Raw genomic sequence first — 23059 nt, 5'->3', positions numbered from 1 at the left:
TTATAAAAACGGACTTTTTATGACAGGTTTAACCTCATCTTTTTCCAAAAAATGAATATGTATAAATTTCTTCTCCTTCAATAAAGAAATTCTCGTACTTTCCACCTCGTTTCAAATAGTTTGAAGTACTTTCATCGATGGATTGAAACTGTAGATTTTGAATTTCTTTTGTTACTTTTGAAAGTGTAAAATTTGCTCGAAAGCTATTTGTAATTTGGCTATTTGAGCTGAAATTTTTAAATAAAATAAATAAACTTAATAAATAACAATCCGTTTTAAAAAGTGGATTTAATTCGTGAAGTAAAAAATTCTCATGCTCAAAACTATAATTGCTCGTACCAGAATGATCAATTACAATATCAACAGACTTGTTCTGAATAGGGATGTTCAAAAAATCAGCACAGATAAAGAGAATATTTCTTTTCGGATTTCTACTCGCTAATACATCCTTTAAAAATAAAAGTTTATTAAAATCTCGATCCACTGCAATGTATAGGCAATCTTCTGGCAGTTCTTCATAAATGTTTCTCAAAAAGAACCCAAGTCCCGATCCTATATCCAATATTAATTTGTTATTTAAATTTAAATGTAATAGTTTCTTTTTCGCCCATTGCCCTTCTCTATGCATATTTTCCAAATACGCATTATCAGTTTCATGAATATAATCCGAAATAGTATTTTTATGTGTCGGTTGCTCATTTGCTTCGAATAATTTACTAGCAGTTATTATTCCTGAGGTAATTATATATTCTTCCCCACAATTACAAATTAACTTTCCCTCAGTAATTTGATTGTTATTAATAATTCCATCTTGAAGAATTAGTTTTTGTCTACACTTAGAACATGTAAGTAAATGTAGTACACTTAAATCTATCCCTATAATTGAATTAGAAGTTTCATTTGTTAATAATAAATCATGTAGTACTTCTTTTAATTTATCCCGTTTCTTCTCCAAAAGTTTTATTTCCTGTTCCATCTTGTCATATTTCAGTTTAAACAAAGATTGGTAAAAAGTATCTTTTTCGTAATTCATAGATTTCGCTAAATTTTTATAAAAAAATAGTTCTTTAATTTCATTCAAACTAAATCCTAGCTCTTTGTATTGTAATATAAGCTCTAAATCAGTTTGACAATACTCGTCAAAAAAATAGTGACCTCCCTTTTTTTCAGGAATAATGAGACCGAGATCCATGTAATGTCTAATTGTATCAATACTTATGTTATTTAATTCTCCAAATTTACCTATTTTCATCCCAATCACTACCATTTACATTTTTATTTTTACATACTTCTTTTTGTGGAAAAGTAGGCTCACAAGAAACCAGAATCTTCACCATTTTTCATCTAGTTTATATCTAAGTTGTCACAGTACCATCAATATTGTATAAAACAACAACTTATTCTGGTAGGTTATATGTTTCTCTAAATACTTTTCTGTGGTGAGAAGTAGACAAACCCGCGGAAGCTGTCTACGATTATACAAAACTTTCTCCTCATTAATCCTGAATTTCAATTCCAGCTTTTTTAAATGGCTCTAATACTTTCGGATAGCACATTGAAATATATTCCACTGATTTTAAATTTTTTAGAATCTGAAATCCTTCAACGGATATTACATCAAATAAACTGTCTTCACCATCCCAATCTGGCTTTAAAATATGATAAATTTCATTACCTCCATCAAAGCAAAGAGATTCAATCTTTTCCAAATCACTTAATTCTAAAGTCAACTCTTCTAAATACTCTCTAATTTCAACAATTGATTCAGCTCCAGAATACCACTTGAAATTATTCGTATACTTATCTATTATGTCTGTTAATTCTTTTAGAAATAGTGGCTCTTTATCTAATAAAGCTTCGATTACTACTAATTTAAAATTAAAATCTTTAAACATCTCATTCTTTCCCATGATAACTACCCCCAGTATTATCTTTTTCTAGCCTTTTCACTATAAGAGAGTCTTCTGTAAAATATCTAATCCAGCGATCACTACCATTTCAATTAAGTATCGAAATAAATATTAAGAACAAAAATACTTGCAGTTTAACACTAACAAATTATTACAATTATTACGAGTTTTTTTAGCTTGAAAGCAATGTATTAGTCCCCTTTTTCAATTTAATTAAATAAAAAAACCCGCGAATCATTCACGGGTTTCCTATTAATAACTAATTGCTATTGTACCTTCACCTGCATGAACCGCAAACGAAATAGGTAATGGATATAGTTTAAAGTCCATTTTAGGGAATGCTTGTCTAATATCCGAAATCCATTCTTCAGCTCCATCTTTATCGTTAGCATGGAACATGTGAAGTACTTTTGGTAATTCTTTTTCAAGTTCATTTTTAATGTATTCTCGACATTTTTGGATTTTGCGAACTTTCTTTTCAAGTAAAAGTTCTCCACCTTTTACTTCTAATATTAAGTTAACACTTAATAAACTTCCAAGTAAAAATTGAACTCCTTTTACACGTCCACTTGCGTAAAGGCCTTTTAAACTTTTCGGGAATACGTGGAAAGGTCTTCTTTTTTCATCTACTAATGTTTTGTGTATATCTTGTAACGTCATACCATCATTGTATAACGATTTCGCTTTTCTAATTAGTTCATCCATTGGATAACTTGTTGTTTCACTATCTAATACTGTTAACGGGAAACCTGCCATTTCTGCAGCTAACTTCATGTTTTGATAGGTTCCACTTACTTTTCCGCTAATAGCAACTGCAAATCCTTCTTCATATTCTTCTTTACATTTCGAAAATAAATCTACCATTTCCCCTATGTTAGGCTGTGATGTAGTGACAGTTTTACCTTCGTTCAAAGCATTATAAACGCGCTCACGCACACCTTCTTCACAATCTTTGTACGACACACCATCAATAATAACTTCAATTGGGATAACAAAGTTATCTCCTTCTGTTTTAAAACTCGCAGTTGTACTATCAGTAATCCAAGCAACACGCTTCATGTTGTTCCTCCCTTAATTCAATTCCTCTTTTCTGACTTTTCTATATATTTATGTTACGAAAAGAGAATATCCCTGTAATAGTAACAGGACTTTATTGTTTTGGCTATAGTAGATGCATATTAAATGTGAATATTTTTTGTCATTTTCACGAAAAAAAGAAGAAAATCGAAGTATTTACCCAATTTTCTTCTTATCGTGCATTATTTAAAAGTTTCATTATCTAAAATTACAACATAATCATTTGTCAATCGACCTGCTTCCTTCGTATAACTAACAAGTCTTTGCACGTTATCACAGCTAAGTTTTGCTCCCCATATGAGTAATGGTACACCTATAAAGTCGATGTGGAACCTTCTTGAAAACAGTCCACCGAAAGTCATCGGTAAAGGAACTGTTGGTGATGTATTAGAAAAAACAATCTTTTCCTGATTTTGATAATGTTTTTGCAGAATCTCTCCTAAATGCTTCATCGCAGGTACAACGACTTTTGATGCGCCGCATCCAATTGTATAAACCGGATTATCATTTTCATCTATTCCATGAAAAATGATTTTCCCCATATCTTCTGTTTTCAATTTATTAAAGTACTCTACATTCAAAATTTCTTCTTTCGTTAACTTACGATTAGTTGGTAATTTATTCAAATGATAAGCTGCAGCAAGTGCAGTTGAATGTGTTCCTCCGAAATCTGTGTAAATGAATATCATATTATCATCCCTTGTTGTAAATGTTCAATGTTATTTAGTATTACCGTTCACAGTATGGATAAACAAGGAATGAATGTATTTACACTTTTTTTATTAATTCATTATATATTATTGGGTTATACTAGCATCAATTTATAACAGTACATAATGTAATAGTCATAAGCATTATTTATAAAAGTAAACAGACGTACTTTTGACTCGTACGTCTGTTAGCATCTTTATTCAAAACAAACATATCTATTAACCCGAATGAATTGTTAGTTATCAATAGATTATATACTTTTAGGATTAGTCCTATGTAATACTTGAATATTAAATTTACTAGCTAGCATTAAAGTGATTTTATAAATAAAGGTTTTCTAGTTAAATAAAATACTTTTCAAAACAAAAACAATCATGAACCCGCTTAAATTGATTTCTTATGTTTTCTTTATTTTCACCTGTATAATGAGCAAATGTTTGAACTGGATATAACTGATCAATATTACTTTTCATTACACCTTTTATCTCGTCTGTATGATCGGAGTATACGTGTAAATATGAATCTACGTTTACAAATCCGTTCTTTTCATACCATCCATGTACCCATAGGTTGTCCCTTGTCCATGCTTCCAATCGATTTAGGTTAAGTTCTTTCACTAACTTCTCTGCTTCATTTAATAGTTGATTACCAATTTTCATTCTACGGAAATCCGGATGAACAGCAATATGCCAAATCATGCCGCCACGACCAGTCCCTCTTGAACAGACTGTACGTTCTTCTAATTCGTATTCAATATCTATTAAACCCACAATTTTATTTTCAAATACAGCTACTAATTCAATAGCAGGATTTTCATATTTTTCTTTCTCTCTAAAAACGTTATCGTAATATGCTGTATCTAAAAAAGATAATACACGGCAACGTACCCATCCTGTTTCATCAGATTTTTTATACGCTCTAATTTCTATATCCATATAATTAAAAAGCTCCTTCTATTTCTGTCATTAATTTTTCGGGTCCTGTCCCTTTATTTGATGGGATAACTAATGTAATTCCTAAGTCTGGATATACGGCCGAGCGAAAACTGACTCCTGGATCATATCCCATTACATGATATTTGAATATCTTGTTTTCTCTCGTTTCAATCCATACTCCATAGCCGTAAGATTGATTATTATTTACTTGAATATGTGGGGTTAAAAGTTTCGTTGTATATTCTCGGCTTACGATTTCATAGTTAAACAACGCTTCCCAGAACTTCAGCATGTCTCGCGCAGTAATAAAAGCTCCACCATCAGCTCCTCCTATTACTGGTATAGAATAGATGTTTGTCCTCCAATTTTGATTTATTTCATCTTTTATATAACCGATAGCTGTGTTCCTTGGTAATGTATCTAAAGAAAAATAGCCAGAATCGTTCATACCAATTGGTTTAAATATGTTTTTTTCTATATACTCCGTAAATATAAGTCCTGTCTGTTCTTCGATTATTAATCCTAGTATGATAAAACCTGCATTGTTGTAGTGAAACTTACTTCCTGGCGCAAACATCATATTTCTGTTTTGGAATAATGGTAAGAAGTCTTTTAAACTTTTTAAAAGATACATAGGTGTTTGTTTCCATAGATTTTCGAAGTTATCCATAATACTTTCATCAAAATAATCTGGAATACCCGAACTATGCGTCAAAAGGTGATGTATTGTAATATTTTCATTGAAGTTCGGAAAGTTAATTCGTAAACACTCTTTTAACTTTGTTTGAAAAGTAATTACCCCTTTTTCAACAAGTTGACAGATACCGATAGCAGTGAATATTTTACAACCGGAGGCAATTCCAAACCTTGTTTGCAGCGTATTGTTTATACATTCATTTCGATTTGCGTAGCCAAAAGCTTCTTCATATACTATGTCTTTTTCTTTTTTCACTAAAATTACCCCAGAGAAATCTATATGCCGATGCATTTCTTTTACAATGCTCTCTATTTGATCTTTTGTTTTCATTACAAAAACCACCCTCGTTTATCAATAATTGTTCACCCTTCTTATATTTCCATATATAGGAGGGTGAACCCTCCTATTGAATAGCGTAAATCAAAACCAAGAGAACTATTTTGAATTGATTGACTCAGAGGAATACGCCTTAGACTGTGATGGCAATAAAGTAAATACACACAATATGATAGTTATAAGCAGCATTACTAAAGAACCTACAATAACCACAAGTTGTATAGAAATAAATTGAGTGGCAACTCCAAACAAAATCGTAATTAAAATGGTGATACCTGCAATAAATAATCCATATATGCTCCCAATCCGTCCCATTATATGGACAGGGACATTATTTTGATAAAAGGTATTAAACCCTGTATTTGCATATGCCATAGAGAAAGATAAAATAAAGAATCCGATAGTAGCTATTAAAAACTCATTTGAAAAAGCATAAATTAAATAACCGATTGCAATAAATAATGATCCTATTCCAATTAAAAATGAAGGTGCTAATTTTTTTGATAAAATTGTATTTGTTATAGCTCCTAAAATAAACCCGGCTCCGCCGGTACTAACTAAAAAGCCATATTCACTATTTGTTAACAATAAAACTTCTTTCGCAAATGACAATTCAAGTGAATCATTTGCGGCAGCTAAAACCATCATCCCTTGAAATAAGAAGTATACAAAAACGATATATAAAGATTTTTTACTAAATTTTAAAACGATGTTCCAATCTTTTTTGAGTACAGCTAGAGATAACTTGTCATTTGATGTATGAATATCGAATTTTTCATCAAGATTAGGTAACAGTAATGTAATTACTCCTGATATGAGAAATGCTATAGCGTTTATATATATAGCAAACTCTGGTGTACTTGCTATTAACAATACTCCCGCTATCGCTGGACCAATTAAAAATGCACCAGATCCTATTAAACTACGTAATGAGTTAAAACGTTGTCTTTGCTCAACTGGAATTAATTTCGTCATATACGTCATAGCAGTTGGCTCATAAATTGCACTGGCCATACTGATAAAGAATACGAATACATAAACAATCCAAAGTGATGGAAGTAAAGGTAAAATAGTGATAAATACCGCACGATATATATCGAGGTGAATCATTAACTTCCGTTTATTTAAACGATCAATCATACTTCCTGACCATGCGTTTGTAAATAAAGCGGCTAATGGTTTAATTACATATAAAGTAGCAACAGCTAAGGCTGATCCTCCCATATTATAGACAAGTACATTCAGTGCTATTAAGTAAATCCATGCCCCTAAATTCGCAATACCAACTGCGGACAGTAATAATAAAGGATATTTCCAATCTTTAAGTAAGTTTTTCATTTTAGGCCCCCGCTTTCCAAATTGTATTGAAACAATAAAAAAATCCCACCCCCAAGACTTTTTGTCTTAGGGACGAGATTTATCATCGCGGTGCCACCCTAGTTTGTTAATATGTCGCCATATTAACCTTATTAGGTACTGCATTATAAATCATGCTTATACCATAGCTCTATAACGGGAGCTCCCGTCACACCACCCCCTAATAAAAGGTTCCGATGCGCTGCTCAGAGGCTTGGTTCAATAAAGAATTTTTACTCCTTTTCAGCTAAATGGAGCTCTCTGTGAAAAATTCATTTTATTTACTCTTCTCTTCACTGCATTTGATTTTTTCCATATTATCACAGAAATATTTAACTGTAAATAAAAAATAATCAGAAATTTAATAACGCATTTCTGTTAATTCTTTTATTTATTATTTTTTCTAAAAATTACGGTGCGTGAAATTACTTAAACCTATAAAATAAAGAGCCTATTGTATATAGACCCTTCACTTTGTCCGAATTAATTTGTATTCGCCTCTACTAACGGTTGTAAAGGTGGTTCTAAGTTCAGTTCTAATGCATCGCCTTCTTGTATATCTTGTCCCTTTTCAATGCTTTGACTCGTTATATAGCCCGTACCTGTAGTTTTTAAATCTAATTTTAATAGCTTAGAGAAATACATAACATCACGCATGGACCACCCTTGTAAATTAGGCATTTTTGCGTTGTTTCCTAATAAAAATATACGATCTCCTTCACTCATTACTTCACCAGAATGCGGATATTGTTTTTTTATTTTTCCTTCTCCTAAAACTATCGGTTGAAGTTTCTCTTTTTTTACACTATTCTCTACTGTATCCATTGATTGATTTACATAATTTTGTACTTTTAATTGGGATCGTTTCGTTGCATCTGCCATTTGTTTTTCTGTATATGGTTTCACTTTTAAATATTCAAGGCTATTTTTCATAACTGGTTTAAATATTTCAGCGAGCGGCTGAGCTCCATACTCATCTCCATTTAACTTTGGCTGCTTAATAGCTAAGTATACAATTAACTCTGGGTCATCAATCGGAGCCATACCTAAAAATGAAAAAATATAATTTTCTTTCCCCTCCATATATCGTCCATTTTCAGGATTCGGTATTTGCGCTGTTCCAGTCTTACCTCCTATTGGATAACCCTCCACTTTATACATTGTACCAGTACCTTTTGAAGACGTAATAACACGCCCCATTAAGTCTCTTACCTTGTCCGCTGTCTCTTTTTTTATTGGATTCCCAATTTCTTTCGGTTGATTTTCCATAATAACTTGTTTATTTATTGGATTTACAACTTTGTCAACGATATATGGTTGCATCATTTTCCCGTCATTTGCTATAGCGGTAGCAGCTTGGATTAATTGAATAGGAGTTACTGTAGAGCCTTGTCCGAAAGAAGTTGTGACTTGTTGAATTTGTGTATTTAATAATAAAGTATTTTTACTTTCACCAGGTAAATCTATTCCGGTTTTTTGATTGAATCCAAATTTATTCATATATTGCTTAAATTTATTTGGTTTCAATAGCTGATCTTCTAAAATAGAAAATGCTACGTTAGATGATCTTTCAAAACCTTCATCAAACGTAATAGATCCCCATCCAAATCCACCGTTATGATCTTTAATATCTGATGAACCGACTGTATATTTTCCAGATTGGAAATATTCTTTCCCGTTATATACACCTTCATTAATTGCGGCAGCTAACGTAAATATTTTCATGGTTGAACCTGGTTCATATGCATTTGCAATTGGATCATTTAAAAAATATTCGATATCGCCTTTATTAGGATTAAAACTAGGTTTACTAGACATTGCTAAAACTTTCCCTGTCTTTGGATCTGCTATGATTCCTACTAACATAGAAGGTTCATAGTGCTCTTGCGCCTTATTCATCGTTTCTTCTAAAAAACTATTAATTTGTTTATCTAGCGTAAGGTATACGTTATTCCCATTTTTAGCGGGTTCTATTTTCCCTATATCATTTGTAAGTGGGATCCCTCTTGGTGCTCCCACATATTCTATATTCCCGTTTGTCGAGCGCAAATATTTATCCAGACTCTTTTCTAGTCCAAATTTCCCTTCTGTATTTCCTTTATCGTCAGGTCTCGCAAAACCAAGTATATAGGATGCAAAATCTTCATTTGGATATACTCTTGCTTTTTCTGGCATAAAAGATACACCTGGGATTTTCAATTGCTTTATTTGTTCCTTTACTTCTCTAGATAAATTCCGGCCAACTTTTCCAATCTCAACTTGCGTGCGTCCCTCATGAAAATTTTTTAATACATCTTCTTTATCAATTTCAAGCGCATCAGCTAATCGCTCTGCAGTTTCCTCTTTATTTTTCACCTTATCTGTACCTTTCAAATTCACAACAACACGATACGTTGTGGAATCTTGGACTAGCACTTTTCCCGCTTGATCATATATTGTGCCACGATTTGCTTCCAATACACCATTTTTATTATGTTGTTCGTTTGCTAGATCCTTTACATCTACATTATGTACGACACCAACTGCCTGAATATAGAAAAATCGCAAAAGCATAATAAGAAACAAAACAATAAAAGCAACCATAAAATATCGCGCGCCTTTATTCGTTTGAAGTTTATGCATGTTTATCTCCTTTCTTTCACAATTAATTGCTGCGATGGTGTGCTATAAATTATGTAGTTTTTTGCTTTCAATACTATATGTTTCGAACTTTTCTTATTAATTCCTTTAAAACAATGTAAAACTAATTATTGTTATTGCTAGTTTATTTATGCACTTAAAATACAGTACGTGAAATTTTTAGAATATTTATTCTTTTGTTCTTACTCCATGACATTCAAATTCTTATTGCAAATAATCCATTCACTTATATACAATAAAAAATCCTCCTCTGGATTTCCAAAGGGGGATTTTTTTCCCTAATCTATAAAAGACTAGTTATGAAATTTAAGCTACATGATTATATTTTTCTAAAAAGGGAATTCGTTTTGCTACGAGTGCATACATTTTGAAAACAAGTTTTGCGATTGGTTCAAATATACGTTTTTTCTGCAACAATAAACTGCTTGTTACAATTGTTATTATAGCCGCACCTATTACATCTAAAGGAAAATGAACACCTACATACAAACGTGATATACAAACTAAACCCGCCCATAAAAGTGCAATATATCTTAACTTTTCTCCTCTAAGAACAAGAATGAATGCAATCGATAATACAAGTACAGAATGATCACTAACAAATGATGAGTTTTCTGCATGAGGTACTAATTGATTCACATCATATGATACAAAAGGACGTGGATGATAATATACTACATGAATAAAAACATTTACTAGTAATGCAATTATTACTGAAAGTGTCGCATACAACACTGTATATTGTTTCCTTATCGCATTCTCTTTCTTTCCGTTATGAAACCATAAGATAAACATGAATAGAATAGCCACATATGCAGCGCTATTTGTAATAGCAATCATAATCTTATCTAAGAGCGCAGATGTACCCGCTAAATTGTTTATCCACTGAAATACTGTGTAATTCACGTTACTCTCTCCTTATAATTTCTTATATTACTTGAAATAAAGATACAAGTTTACTTGATTTACACAGTATACAACATTTACACATATTTAGATTTTCACTTTGTTCATTTTACTATTTTTCATTTGACAATTATGTAACTATTTACATGAATTAAAGATATATAATGTTAAAAAACCTTTTAAATCAAATGATTCACGAACTATAAGTGTATATATTACATAACATATCTATATAAAAAGATATGTTATTAAATCATATTTTTATTCCATACGTAAAGCGATATTACCGAACTGTTCTCCCTGTTCCATACGTTTTAATGCTTGAATAGCCTCTTCTAACGAATAAACTTTATCCATAATTGGTTTAATCTTATATTTCTCTATAAACGTAATCATTTCATCAAATTCCTCACGGCTACCCATAGATGTTCCCATTATATCGATTTGATTATAAAATAATGCTCGTAATGGTAATTCAATTTTATCTCCTGAGCTTGCACCAAAATTAACAATTCTCCCATTAGGTTTCAATACATCAAAGTATTTTAAGAATGTTGCTGATCCTATACTATCAATTATTAAATCTACTTTCTCTCCGCGTAAACTCTCTTCCCAATTTCCAGAACTATTAAAAGAAAAGTCTGCGCCATATGTTTCGGCAAACTTTCTTTTGTTCTCAACTCTTGAAGTAACACTGACTTTTGCGCCAATTGCTTTCGCAAATAACATGGCAAATGTCGCTACACCGCCACCTATTCCTGGAATTAAAACATGTTCTTCACATTTCAATCTACCCTTTGTAAAAAGCGCTCTATATGCAGTTAATGCCGATAAAGATAATACGCCAGACTCTTCCCAAGTAAGATATGACGGTTTTGCCACTACATTTTCAGCTGACACAATGACATATTCAGCAAACGTTCCATCTTTCGGTCCCCCTAACACCTCTGGTAACTCTGGTACTTCGGCAATATTATCCCATCCAATGCTAGGATTTATAATAACCTCGTTATTTAATAAATGATTTGAAACGCCTTCTCCGATTTCTGTAACAATTCCTGAACCATCTGAGCCTACTACTAACGGCAGATCCATTTCTTTTCTATTGTTTATAATAAATAAATCCCTATGATTTAATCCTGCAGCTTTTAACTTTACTTTTACTTCACCAGCATTAGGATTTATTTCAGATGACAATCTATATTCTAATCCTTCTACCCCTTTTTTATATTGATGTATAATAGCTTTCATTGCTTCATTCCCCCTTAATATTTTCAATGTACTAGATATATCAAAATAAATAAAAGAATCTGCCTCCAATAATTAGAAATAATGTATATCATTGTGATAAAAGAAAAAATCCTTCCCTATAAATAACATAGGAAAGGCAAGGGATTTTTAAGTTTTAGCCAATTCTAATATTTTTTGAATAAACGGCGCTTTGGCACTTGTATATGAAGCACGATCAAATGGATATGTAGCTGCAAGTGTCTCTTTTAATTCACTATATTCTTTTTGTGCCCATTTATGTTCTATAAGAAAATCACGAAATAAAATGTTATTCTTCCACTCCTCACTATTATAAATATAAACATGTAAATGATGAGTACCAGCTCTCCATTTTCCCTTTCTAAAAAAACGCCAATTAGGTGTTTCTTTTGGAACATACTCATACCCAATTTTTAATAGCGCTTCAATCCACTTTTCGGTAATTTGCAAATCCGTTACACCAATCATCATATCTATTAGAGGTTTCGCTCCTAATCCCTCTACGGAAGTACTTCCTATATGTTCAATAGCAATACAATCTCCTCCGAATAAAGAAATAAATTTCTCTTTTTCTATTAAATACTCTTCATGCCAGCCTTTTTCATATGGTTTAATGACGATTTGTTGATCCATTTTATCCGCCCTCTTAAAATTATTTATTATTATATTTATAAAATTTCATGTGATTAACATAGGATTTTCACAAAATATGTCGAATACTGAGATATACAATTTAATTATAATAAATGCGAGGTATATTATGAAAGATATTCCAGTTAAAATTCAGTTGAATCAAGTTACATTCCAGTTAAAAGAACATCATAATTTTGATTGGCTATTGAAATTAGGAAACGTATTTGCAGTTTTTGACCAGCAAGATTCAGGTAATCTATCTTTCGGTGTAGAAAAAGATGGGCGCAAGAAATTTATTAAATATGCAGGGGCACAAACACTTGCATATGAAGGAACTATGAAAGACGCTATTGAAAGATTAAAAAATTCAGCTTCCCTATACGAGGAATTAAAGCATGACTCGCTTATAAAACTAATTGAACACTTTCCAGTTCATTCTGGATATGTATTAATTTTCGATTGGTTTGATGGTGAATGTCTTCATTCACATTGGAGTTTCCCGCCTCCTGAAAAATATATTAACCCAAGCTCTCCATTTTATAAATTTAAGCATTTATCAGTTATGGAACGAATTCAATCATTACATTCCATTTTTTCTTTCCATACATTTGTTGAAAAGAAAAACTATGTAGCAATAGATTTTTATGACGGTAGTATTTTATATAATTTTCATACAAATGAGACGAAGATTTGTGATATTGATTTATATTGTAAAAAACCATACGTGAATAAAATGGGAAGATTATGGGGCTCCTCGCGTTTTATGTCTCCTGAAGAATTTGAACTAAATGCCATGATTGATGCAAAAACAAATGTATTTAATATGGGGGCAATGGCGTTTGCTCTCTTGGGCGGTGGAAAAGATCGTTCCTTTACAAAATGGGAAGCAAGTGAAGATTTATATGAAATAGCGTATCGTGCTGTAAATGAAAACCGGAATGAACGATATGCGTCGGTTGAAACGTTTTATAGAGAGTGGCTAAACGTGGCTAACTCTGAAAAGATATAAACTTATATTATTAAAAACAAATAGTTTCTACTATAATCATGTATAATATATTTGAAATGGAAATTCAAAATAATGAGGCATATATTATGGACTTTGTTTATATTAATCAAAACGTATTAAATAATCTTCTATACATTTTAAGTAGTCTATTTATTTTTTATTTTATATATGATAGCGGTCGCTATTTAAAAAAATATAAAAAACTCCTTATTATACTTTGTACGAGTATCCCCCTTATTTTATGTATGCGCTATCCTATCTATATGGATGAAAATTGTATTCATGATTTAAGGCAAATACCCGTAATAATAGGTACGCTTTATGGGGGATTCCCTGTTGGTATAATCTTGTTTGCTATTTTACTAATTACAAGATTCACATTTTATGGTTTTAGTATGTTAACAATATTAGTTTATGGCACAATGTTTATCATTACAGCATTCGCATCTGCAAAATTTAATAAGTATAACAGAAAAGTTAAAGTAGCTTATGGAATGTTTTTAACATTTTTTCTAGCAATATTTACAACTGTAATTGTATTGACTTTATCAGATTTTGAAGTAAATAATTTATACATTAATTATTTCATAATATTACCAACTATTTTGATGTTGTTTGTAATTTATTTTAATGAAGTTTTAAAAGATGCAGTATGTATGCGATCGAAGTTAATTAAAATGGAAAAAATGGAGATTGTTAGCCAACTCGCTGCTAGTATATCGCACGAGGTAAGAAATCCCTTAACTGTCGTAAAAGGATTTACTCAACTTTTAAAAACACCAAATTTAACTGCAAAATCAAGAGATGAGTATATTGAACATATACTTGAAGAGTTACATCGTGCCCAAGGAATTATTGATGATTATTTAACGTTTGCCAAACCTGCTTCAGAAAAATTAGATCATATTTCAGTAGAACAAGAGTTAAATCGAGTTATTAATATGATCTTACCTTTATGTAACATGAACACAATACATATTACCAAAGATTTCTCAACGGCAACAATTGTAGGTAATAAACAGCACTTTCAACAATGCTTTTTAAACTTAATAAAAAATGGTATTGAAGCAATGCCGAATGGTGGTACTTTAAATATCTCCTCATCTATTAGTAATAATAAAGTTATTATACGAATTGAGGATAGCGGAATTGGTATGTCGCAAGAGCAAATAAATCGATTTGGTGAACCGTATTTTAGTACGAAAACGAAAGGTACAGGATTAGGTACTATGGTTGCTGTTAAGATCATTGAAACAATGCAAGGTAGTTTAAAAATCCGCAGCACCGTTAATAAAGGTACAACTTTGACAATTACATTGCCGAAATGTAATGTGAATTCATCTGAAAACAAATAAAAAAGGAGCAAATACGCTCCTTTTTTATTTGTTTCGATACATAAGTATCTTCTATGTTTTTTTAGTTTACATTTGTGGAGACTAATTCGTAATTAGTACCCTCCGCCCCAGCAGCTGCATCCAACGATAATTAACAAAATGAATAACACAACTAATAAAGCGAAACCTCCACCAAAACCACAAGAACCACCGTAACTCATATTTTCTCCTCCTTTTGGTTTGAAAACTAATAGGTAGTTGATCATTTTAACTGGTTCGTATTATACATTATGTAAATATCCCCTTTTTGAGCATGTCTATATAAAAATAAGTAAAAGCACTCATTTGAGAGTGCTTTAAAATGGATACCAGAAGTTTTGAAATACATGTAATTTTAAATACACAGCAACAATTAAAATAACAACACCTACAAATAACGAAATGAAATCCACGCTTTTCGCTTTATTTGTATAAAACCACGTACGTGTATCATTCTTTCCAAACCCTCTTAAATCCATTGCATTTGAAACTGTATCGATTCTATCTAGAGAATGAATAATTAAAGGCCAGAAAATTAAGACACGATTTTTCATACGAACCCATAGACTTGCTTCTCCTTTTTCAAAAGCTACTCCTTTCGCCTCTTGCGCATATTTTATAATTTTATATTCAGACTGTATATCAGGTATGTAACGTAATGCAATATTTATCGCATATATAATCTTATAATGAATTCGAAATTTACTTAAGCTACTCACAAATTCGCTTGGATTAGTCGTATAAATAAAAATAAGTGTAAATGGTAATAACGTAAAATATTTTAATGAAAGTGTAGCTGCATAAAATAATGTTTCATAAGTTATTGTTGCATATCCAATATGTAAAAATGAAGTATATGATTCGGTTAATTCAGATCCATGTGTTGGTGTAATAAATAAGATCATGACAGAATTTAATAAACTAAATGTAAATATAACAGTAAAAACAATAATGATTTTACGAAATGGAATTTTAGCAATTAGAAGTCCGATACATCCAATCATAAATACAAAAAACAATACGCGAAAATCAAAAAATAAAAAAGTAAGCGTCATGCAAAAAATAAATAACAACAATTTCACTGCTCCATCCATACGATGAAAATATGTATTATACACCTTCCTCCCTCCTCATAATATCAAAATAAAGTTCTATAAATCTTTCAGGATTTGCAATACCACTAAATTTAACTAGTTTGAATAAAGAACTCTCCACTAAGTGCGCTCTATGTAAAGTTTCTGAATGCCCTAATACAGTAGAGGCGGTATTATTCGCAATAATTTCTCCTTCATGTAGAACTATCACTCTGTCTGCATATTCTAATGCGAGATTCATATCGTGAGTAATAAAAATGAAAGATATTCCCTTTGCAGCTAGTTTTCTTATAAACGTCATAAACTGTTTATAATGATAATGATCTTGTCCCGCTGTCGGTTCATCTAAAATAATAAGTTTCGGATTTGTTGTTAGTACAGATGCAATCGTTACTCTCTTCTTTTGTCCATAACTTAATGCCTGGATTGGCCAATTTCGAAATGGATACAAGCCACAAATTTTTAACGTTTCCTCCGCTCTATGCTTAATTTCTTCCTTCGAAAACTTTTTTAATTTTAATGAAAATGAAACTTCTTCTATAACAGTAGATTGTGTAATCATATGATTTGGATTTTGCATCACATAACAAATAATCTCACTGCGTTTACGAATAGACCAAGAGTTGATACTTACTCCATCAAATAAAATCCTATCATTTTTTGTTTTGTTTATCCCTATTAAACTATGAGCTAATGTTGATTTTCCCGCGCCATTATGGCCCAAAAGTGCAACAATTTCCCCTTCTTTTATGGAGAAATTTATATTGTCTAATACTTTTTGTTTATTAGGATAGGAGAATGACAAATTTTCTACTTTCAATATTTTTTTGTTTTTAGGAGTACTTTTACAAAAAACTTGCTTCTCCACCCACTCATTTATTGCGCTACAAATACGTTCTCTTTGAAGATTTTTAAGTGGGTATATTATCTCATTATTACTATCAAACTGTAATCTCTTTAATCCTTCTATGTACATAGGTTCTCTTAAACCGATTGATGGTAATATATTTGACGCTAAAATCTCTTCTGGTGTCCCTATCGCAACAATTTCCCCTTCATCCATTAAAATAATTTTATCTAAATCCAGATTTAACATTTCTTCTATTCGATGTTCAATAATTACAATTGTTTTGTTATATTGTTTATGTATATCTTTAATAAGATCTATCGTATGTAAGCTACTAGCTGGATCTAAATTTGCTAACGGTTCATCGAATAATAATATATCAGCATTTGTCGTTAACAGACCTGCTAAAGAAACAGTTTGTTTTTGCCCTCCAGATAATTCATGCGGACTTTGTTTATGAAAAGAATGCATCTTTACCTTTTTTAATGATTCCGAAACAATCTTTTTCATATCGTTTTGATTTACACATTCATTTTCTAAAGAAAAAGCTACATCTTCTTCTACTGTAAGACCAATAAATTGAGCGTCTTGATCTTGCAAAATTGTTCCTACCTGTTTACTTTGTTCAAAAATACTCCCTTTCCTCGGATCTTTTCCCGCAATAGAAATAGTTCCAGTACTACTCCCTTCATAAGAAAACGGGATTAGCCCATTGATACAATGAGCTAACGTTGATTTTCCTGAACCACTTCGTCCAGCAATTAATACTTTTTCACCAGGATATATATGAAACGTAATGTCTTTTACAGTAGGCTGCGCCGCATGCTTATATTGAAAGCTGAATTGTTCAAAAGAAATAATTGGTTGCATGTTAACATCCCTACTTTTCAATTTTTAAGTGTGTATGTTTTTTATTAGATTTAGCTAGGCCAATCGTAATTGGCAATCCAAGAACTAAAAATACGATAACATCAGCAATTGTTGCACCTAATACTTGTATTACAATTTTGTCAAACGGTTCTCCCATGACAATAATATCGAATGCACCCGCAAATATGATAGCAATGACGATACCAATTAACCCAGTAATAGCTAAATAAGAAATATCGCCTTTATTATACGTCCCGTTTTTCACACTAAATCCAACTCTTTTTTGAATGAGTCCCATTGCAAAACCGATAATGCCTGAACTAATAACCCATCCCCACCAAATACCCCATCCAGCGATTGTATCTGTTACGGTATGACCGATAAGTCCTATTAACAGTCCTGCCACTGGACCGAATAACGCTCCAAAAACGGTTAAAATAGCTAACGCAGGTTTAATAAATGTATTTGGTGCAATAGAAAAGCCCCAAAGTCCTAATATGCCGTACAATGCTGCTCCAATTCCGATTGCTACTACTAACTTTGTTGATAATTTGTTCATTACAATTCCCCTCTCATATTAGTCAACTTTTATTACTCTATATTTATTTTGAAAATGAATTATGCATCGACACTCCCTTTCTATACAACAAAAAATGACCTCTTACATAAGAGGTCATTTTCTTTCACGTTCAAGAATCCTCTTATCTTCCAAAAAACACATCGTGTCCTCTGCGGAATTAGCACCTTCCTACAAAATTACATAGGGGTTGCTGAGGTTTCATAGGGCCGTTCCCTCCACCTCTCTGGATAAGTATTAATTTGTAATTCGTATTATTGCATTAAGATGAATAAATTTCAATACTTTTCTAATTATTTTAATTTTTTATTTAACATTACATTTAAATCATTGTATTCTTATTGGAATTATGAAATGATGAATTCAACATAGTTACGGGAGGAATGTACGATGAAAGTAATCGGTTTAATTGGTGGACTAAGTTGGGAATCTACATCATTATACTATAAACATATTAATACACTTACACTCTCTCAATATGATCAAAATGCAAAGCTTGTTTTATATAGCATGGACTTTGGTGAGGTAACTACTTTATTACAAAATCATCAATATGAAGAAGTGAAAAATGAATTAGTCACAGTTGCAAAAAAGGTTGAAAAATCTGGAGCTGAATGTTTATTAATGTGTTCCAATACGGTTCATTTATTTGCTGAAGAAGTAGAAAATGCAATATCCATTCCACTTCTTCACATCGGTGATGTAAGTGCTAAAGAAATGGTAGACCAAAATATAAAGCGTATCGGACTATTAGGTACGAAACAAACGATGGAACAAGACTTCTACAAATCACGTCTAGCGAACTATAACATTGAGACAATCATTCCAAATGAAGAGGAAAGAAATTTTATCCATCATGTTATTTTAAATGAATTAAGTAAAGGAATTATTTCAGAAGCATCAAAAGAAAAGCTATTACAAATTACAAAATCATTAATTCAAAATGGCGCAGAAGGTATACTGCTAGGCTGCACTGAAATACCATTGCTCATTTCCCAAAACGATCTTACTGTTCCTGTTTTTGATACCGCTTTTTTACATGCAAATACTGCTGTACAGTTTGCAGGATAATAATATAAAAGTATAAAGGTAGTGCCTCTATGCTTTTATATTGTCTAAACTATTTATTTAAAAGAGATGTAATTACTGCAATCGCTTCTTTTGGACCACCACATTCTAAAAAACTATCATTCAGTTTTCGTATTCCATGCTTATACTTTTCATTTGAAAGAACATCTGATACCGCTTCTTTTAACGTTCGCACATTAACATTGTCTTTCAATAACCTATGGGCTGCTTCAAGTTCAGTTAATCTTTGCGCTATCATTGGCTGGTCTTTATCATGTGGAATAATGACAAAAGGGACTTTAAAATAAATAGCATCGTGCACACTATTCATGCCGCCATGTGTAATAAAAACATCTGCTTCACTTAATATTTCTGATTGGGGTACATATGAAGCAATTATAAAATTGTCTGGCGCTTTCTTAATTTTAGAACTATCATTTCTATCACCAATTGCCATTACTACTATCCCATCAAAATCTGAGAAAGTATCAATGCACGTATTAAAGAATGGTTCGATCCCTTCAAGCAGTGTTCCCATTGAAATATAAATAACTTTCTTATCTTGAAGTAATTCTAGTGGAAACTCTACATTTGTTTTACGCTTTGAAATACTCGGCCCAATAAAAATGTTATTTTCTCCGAACGCATCGCTATTCGGTTGAAAATAACGACTTGTGTACACAAGAGTAATATCTCCCTTGTTATGCATAAATTGAAGATTATTTTTAGGCTTTACTCCAAATTCATGTTCCATTTCATATAGTAACTGTTCAGAAATTTCATCAGGTTGAAATGGTATTTCTGCATTTGGATGAAAAGGTAATGTCTCCAAAAATTTTGGAGGAATTAAAAATATAGGAGAAGAAACTATGCCAGGAATTTGTAAATACTCCTTTACTAACTCACCAGCGCCAAATATATCATAAATTACGAAATCAAAATGTATGTTTTCACATAATTTTTTCGTAATTTGTAATATATCTAAAGAAGTTTGAACATGTACATGAAAGAATGAACTCAGCCCATCTCGAGTTTCAGAATCAATAGAAATTCCCTTTAATAAATCTGGATGTGTATATACAGTAGCTCCCAAATCTTCAATTCTTCTTTTAAATTGCTCTGTTGTAATATAATGTACGTAATCACCCTGTTCAATAAAAGCTTTGACTAAACTTAATGTAGGATTTACATGTCCCTCTGCAGGAAAATTCACCACTAAAATATTTAGCACTTATTTCTCACTCCTTACATTTCAATTCGCTTACTAAGCATACTGTAATTATTACCTTCAATCTTCACCTAATAGTCCTAATATGCTTGCTACTTTAGGTTGATAAATAAATGGTTAATGATTAAATTAAAAAAGGCATCTACAAAAGTAGATGCCTAACCGTGATAAGGAGTGTTCTGTGAGGTTAGAATAAGCTTTTCAGCTTGTCCTATGCTATCAATATATGATTTATTTTATAAAACGTGAATAATTGATAGAATGATTTTACCTTTCTATCACCCATTTTGAATCTATTCCTAAATTAAACGAATCTAGTTTCTATACTATTTCATATGTTTTAACCTTCTTGAGAGCTATCTACTTTTATAGTTTCTCCAGTCAATCTCTTATTTTTCAAATCAAAATAAGCATCTAAAACTTCTTTTCCAATATCAGAGTTAATACCGGATTTATCATTAATAACCCACGGCACAACTACAGAGAATGCTACTTCAGGATTATCATATGGCGCATATCCTGCTAAAGTTAAATTATAACATTCTCTTCTCTCACCCTTTTCATTTCTTCCAATATCACTTTCTCCACCGTAAACTGTCTGTGCTGTCCCTGTTTTACCTGCTGGTTTATAAGATGCTTTTTGGAACGCCCTTACTCCTGTTCCATCCCCTTCCTGGAATACCCTTCTAAATCCTTCTTTTACTTGATTTATATATTCCTCTTTCATATCTATTTTATTTAAAACGATTGGTTCTACTGCATGCACCACTTTACCAATCTCATCTTTTTGCGACGTTTGCTCTCTTACCTCTTGAACGATTTGTGGCTTCATTCGATATCCACCGTTTGCAATTGTTGAAATATATTGTACAAGCTGAAGTGGTGTATACGTATCATACTGGCCAATTGAGTAGTCTAATAAGAAACCAGGTTGATTATCTTTTTTACCAATTTGTCCAGCTGTTTCATTCGGTAAATCGATACCCGTTGGAACACCTAATCCAAATTGTCTGAAATAATACCTCATTTTATCAAAGTACTCCTGTTTAATGTTTAATGAACTATTTTTCACATAATCCACACCTGCAATTTTTAATGCTGTATGAAACATATAAACGTTTGAAGAGACTTGTAACGCTCTTAAATCATCAATATTTCCAAACTCTTTCCAAGACTTTTTTTCCTTAGTTCCTTTAAACTTCATTGGTGCATCATAAAAATAAGTACCTGGTGTTATAGCTTTCGTTTCAAATCCGGTTAAAACTGTCGCACCTTTCACTGTTGATCCAAGCTCATAAGAACTAGTCATTGTGCCTAATGCATAGTCTTCAACTTCTGTTTTTCCGTCTTTTTCTACAAGTCTTTTCCCAGCCATGGATAATACTTGTCCGTTTTTTGGATTCATCATCACAACGAAAGCACGGTCCAACATGGATTCTGACCCTTTATATGCCTTTAATATTTTTCCAATACTTTCTTCTACTTTCTTCTACTTTCTTCTGTAATTCCATATCTATTGTTAAAGTCAAATTCTTACCGCTTTTCCCCTCGGAAACAGTTTCCGTTCTAATTGTATTACCTTGTTTATCTGCAACGCTTCTTACTTCTTTTTTTGTACCATGAAGTACATCTTCATATTGCTGCTCGATATAACTTTTTCCAACCCTATCATTTCGGCTATAATCACGTACCAAGTAGTAATCTAATCGTTCACTCGGTAATCCTTCATCGGAATTAGAAACATTTCCAAGAACAGATCGGAATAATCCATCATTGACATATACTCTCTCCCAATCAACCGATACGTCTACACCTGGGAGATTCGCTAAACCTTCACTAATTATAGTAAATTCCTTTTCACTAACATCTTTTTTAATAATTTGAGGAGCCATTTGATAACCAGAAATCATCTTACTTTTAATAGCTAACACTTTTATATCTTTATCTGTTAATTCCTGAAGATTTTTATCTGTTACACGCTTCCTTTTTAACTCTTCTATTTTTTTATCTAAATTTTTTCCGGTAATATCTTTATCTCTGAACTGATTTATTTCTTTTTTAGATACTAACTTTTCGGTAAGTTTCGGATTTAATTGCATCCAAAAATCTTTTTTATCCGTCTCAGTTAGCTTATCTATATCTTCTTGCGGCATTTCAATTATGTCTGCAAGTTGTCTTGCAGTTTTTAATATTTCTTCAGATTTTACACCTTTCATCTTTGTATATGTAATTGTACGTAAAGATTTATTATCAACTACTGGATTGCCTTCTCTATCAAATATTTTTCCGCGCGGGACAGAAAGACTTACGGTCGCATTTTCTTTCTTCTCTACTTCATTTTTATACGTTTCTCCATCGATAATTTGTACTTTACCTAATTGTATGATCATGGCAGAAAATAATAAAAATACACAAAAGAATAAAATATTTAACCGCGTCGGTATTGCTCTACCTGTTGTTTTCTCTCGTTTTTTCACTTCGTCTAAATCTCCTCCTTACAATATTTCAAATAATATTTGTTTT

Annotated in this window: 19 protein-coding genes, 1 pseudogene, 1 riboswitch and 1 other annotated feature; of the genes and pseudogenes, 3 read left to right on the top strand and 17 right to left on the bottom strand. The window is 31.7% G+C overall.

Translation table 11 applies throughout. The features are described from left to right. Positions 1-34: 34 nt before the first annotated feature. The 11 genes from ACUXEY_RS11825 to ACUXEY_RS11775 form a co-directional block, all read right to left on the bottom strand. Positions 35-1252: a MerR family transcriptional regulator gene (locus tag ACUXEY_RS11825; RefSeq protein WP_431113478.1), complete on the bottom strand. Its 1218-nt coding sequence runs from the start codon at positions 1250-1252 to the stop codon at positions 35-37. 244 nt (positions 1253-1496) lie between these two features. Further along, positions 1497-1910, bottom strand: coding sequence for a DUF6892 domain-containing protein (locus ACUXEY_RS11820; protein ID WP_431113477.1), 414 nt, complete (start codon positions 1908-1910; stop codon positions 1497-1499). A 252-nt stretch (positions 1911-2162) separates the two neighbouring features. After that, positions 2163-2969 carry a DegV family protein gene (locus ACUXEY_RS11815; RefSeq protein ID WP_431113476.1) on the bottom strand — a complete coding sequence of 269 codons (807 nt, stop codon included), beginning with the start codon at positions 2967-2969 and terminating at the stop codon, positions 2163-2165. A 200-nt stretch (positions 2970-3169) separates the two neighbouring features. Then, complete coding sequence (locus ACUXEY_RS11810; protein ID WP_461300764.1) at positions 3170-3676, bottom strand: DUF3189 family protein; 507 nt, start codon at positions 3674-3676, stop codon at positions 3170-3172. A gap of 363 nt (positions 3677-4039) precedes the next feature. Further along, entirely contained in the window at positions 4040-4633 is a 594-nt protein-coding gene (locus ACUXEY_RS11805) for a GNAT family N-acetyltransferase (RefSeq protein ID WP_429603414.1), read from the bottom strand. A gap of 4 nt (positions 4634-4637) precedes the next feature. Then, positions 4638-5660, bottom strand: a complete 1023-nt coding sequence (locus ACUXEY_RS11800; RefSeq protein WP_431113474.1) for a serine hydrolase domain-containing protein — start codon at positions 5658-5660, stop codon at positions 4638-4640. Between the two features lie 105 nt (positions 5661-5765). After that, on the bottom strand, positions 5766-7004 hold the full coding sequence (locus tag ACUXEY_RS11795; RefSeq protein WP_431113473.1) for an MFS transporter: 1239 nt from the start codon (positions 7002-7004) through the stop codon (positions 5766-5768). A gap of 65 nt (positions 7005-7069) precedes the next feature. Continuing rightward, positions 7070-7328: a binding site (T-box leader), on the bottom strand. 177 nt (positions 7329-7505) lie between these two features. Beyond that, positions 7506-9644, bottom strand: coding sequence for a penicillin-binding protein (locus ACUXEY_RS11790; RefSeq protein ID WP_461300763.1), 2139 nt, complete (start codon positions 9642-9644; stop codon positions 7506-7508). A gap of 324 nt (positions 9645-9968) precedes the next feature. Beyond that, the gene (locus ACUXEY_RS11785; protein WP_461300762.1) at positions 9969-10568 is read right to left on the bottom strand and encodes an undecaprenyl-diphosphatase; all 600 of its coding nucleotides are present in this window, start codon (positions 10566-10568) and stop codon (positions 9969-9971) included. A gap of 261 nt (positions 10569-10829) precedes the next feature. Continuing rightward, positions 10830-11819 (bottom strand): zinc-binding dehydrogenase, encoded by a 990-nt coding sequence (locus tag ACUXEY_RS11780; RefSeq protein WP_461300761.1) that lies wholly within the window; start codon positions 11817-11819, stop codon positions 10830-10832. Between the two features lie 147 nt (positions 11820-11966). Further along, positions 11967-12470 carry a GrpB family protein gene (locus ACUXEY_RS11775; protein ID WP_166703886.1) on the bottom strand — a complete coding sequence of 168 codons (504 nt, stop codon included), beginning with the start codon at positions 12468-12470 and terminating at the stop codon, positions 11967-11969. Positions 12471-12597: 127 nt separating this feature from the next. Here ACUXEY_RS11775 and ACUXEY_RS11770 point away from each other — a divergent pair, with 127 nt between their 5' ends. Next, positions 12598-13479, top strand: a complete 882-nt coding sequence (locus tag ACUXEY_RS11770) for a protein kinase domain-containing protein (RefSeq protein ID WP_166703887.1) — start codon at positions 12598-12600, stop codon at positions 13477-13479. 86 nt (positions 13480-13565) lie between these two features. Continuing rightward, a complete protein-coding gene (locus ACUXEY_RS11765) occupies positions 13566-14834 on the top strand; it encodes a LytS/YhcK type 5TM receptor domain-containing protein (protein WP_461300760.1) in 1269 nt (422 codons plus the stop codon). A gap of 92 nt (positions 14835-14926) precedes the next feature. Here the strand turns inward: ACUXEY_RS11765 and ACUXEY_RS11760 are convergent, their stop codons facing one another. From ACUXEY_RS11760 to ACUXEY_RS11745, 4 genes are all read right to left on the bottom strand, one after another. Further along, positions 14927-15034 (bottom strand): YjcZ family sporulation protein, encoded by a 108-nt coding sequence (locus tag ACUXEY_RS11760; RefSeq protein ID WP_000120182.1) that lies wholly within the window; start codon positions 15032-15034, stop codon positions 14927-14929. Positions 15035-15169: 135 nt separating this feature from the next. After that, positions 15170-15970, bottom strand: coding sequence for an energy-coupling factor transporter transmembrane component T family protein (locus ACUXEY_RS11755; RefSeq protein ID WP_461300759.1), 801 nt, complete (start codon positions 15968-15970; stop codon positions 15170-15172). Beyond that, on the bottom strand, positions 15963-17663 hold the full coding sequence (locus ACUXEY_RS11750; RefSeq protein ID WP_461300758.1) for an ABC transporter ATP-binding protein: 1701 nt from the start codon (positions 17661-17663) through the stop codon (positions 15963-15965). Before ACUXEY_RS11750 ends, ACUXEY_RS11755 begins: the two co-directional genes overlap by 8 nt. Before the next feature lie 10 nt (positions 17664-17673). Further along, positions 17674-18222: an ECF-type riboflavin transporter substrate-binding protein gene (locus ACUXEY_RS11745; RefSeq protein ID WP_001038201.1), complete on the bottom strand. Its 549-nt coding sequence runs from the start codon at positions 18220-18222 to the stop codon at positions 17674-17676. Positions 18223-18361: 139 nt separating this feature from the next. Next, positions 18362-18477: riboswitch (SAM riboswitch) on the bottom strand. Between the two features lie 153 nt (positions 18478-18630). On the opposite strand from ACUXEY_RS11745, the gene ACUXEY_RS11740 reads away from it, so the two are divergent. After that, the gene (locus tag ACUXEY_RS11740) at positions 18631-19311 is read left to right on the top strand and encodes an aspartate/glutamate racemase family protein (RefSeq protein ID WP_429603404.1); all 681 of its coding nucleotides are present in this window, start codon (positions 18631-18633) and stop codon (positions 19309-19311) included. A gap of 49 nt (positions 19312-19360) precedes the next feature. Here ACUXEY_RS11740 and ACUXEY_RS11735 read toward each other — a convergent pair whose 3' ends face one another. Together ACUXEY_RS11735 and ACUXEY_RS11730 are read right to left on the bottom strand one after the other, a co-directional pair. After that, positions 19361-20539: a macrolide family glycosyltransferase gene (locus tag ACUXEY_RS11735; protein WP_461300757.1), complete on the bottom strand. Its 1179-nt coding sequence runs from the start codon at positions 20537-20539 to the stop codon at positions 19361-19363. Positions 20540-20876: 337 nt separating this feature from the next. Beyond that, positions 20877-23013 (bottom strand): annotated as a pseudogene (locus ACUXEY_RS11730) (peptidoglycan D,D-transpeptidase FtsI family protein). Between the last annotated feature and the right edge of the window lie 46 nt (positions 23014-23059).

It is taken from the genome of Bacillus sp. F9_6S_D1_P_5 (assembly GCF_054823925.1).
This window is presented reverse-complemented; position numbering and strand designations above follow the sequence as displayed.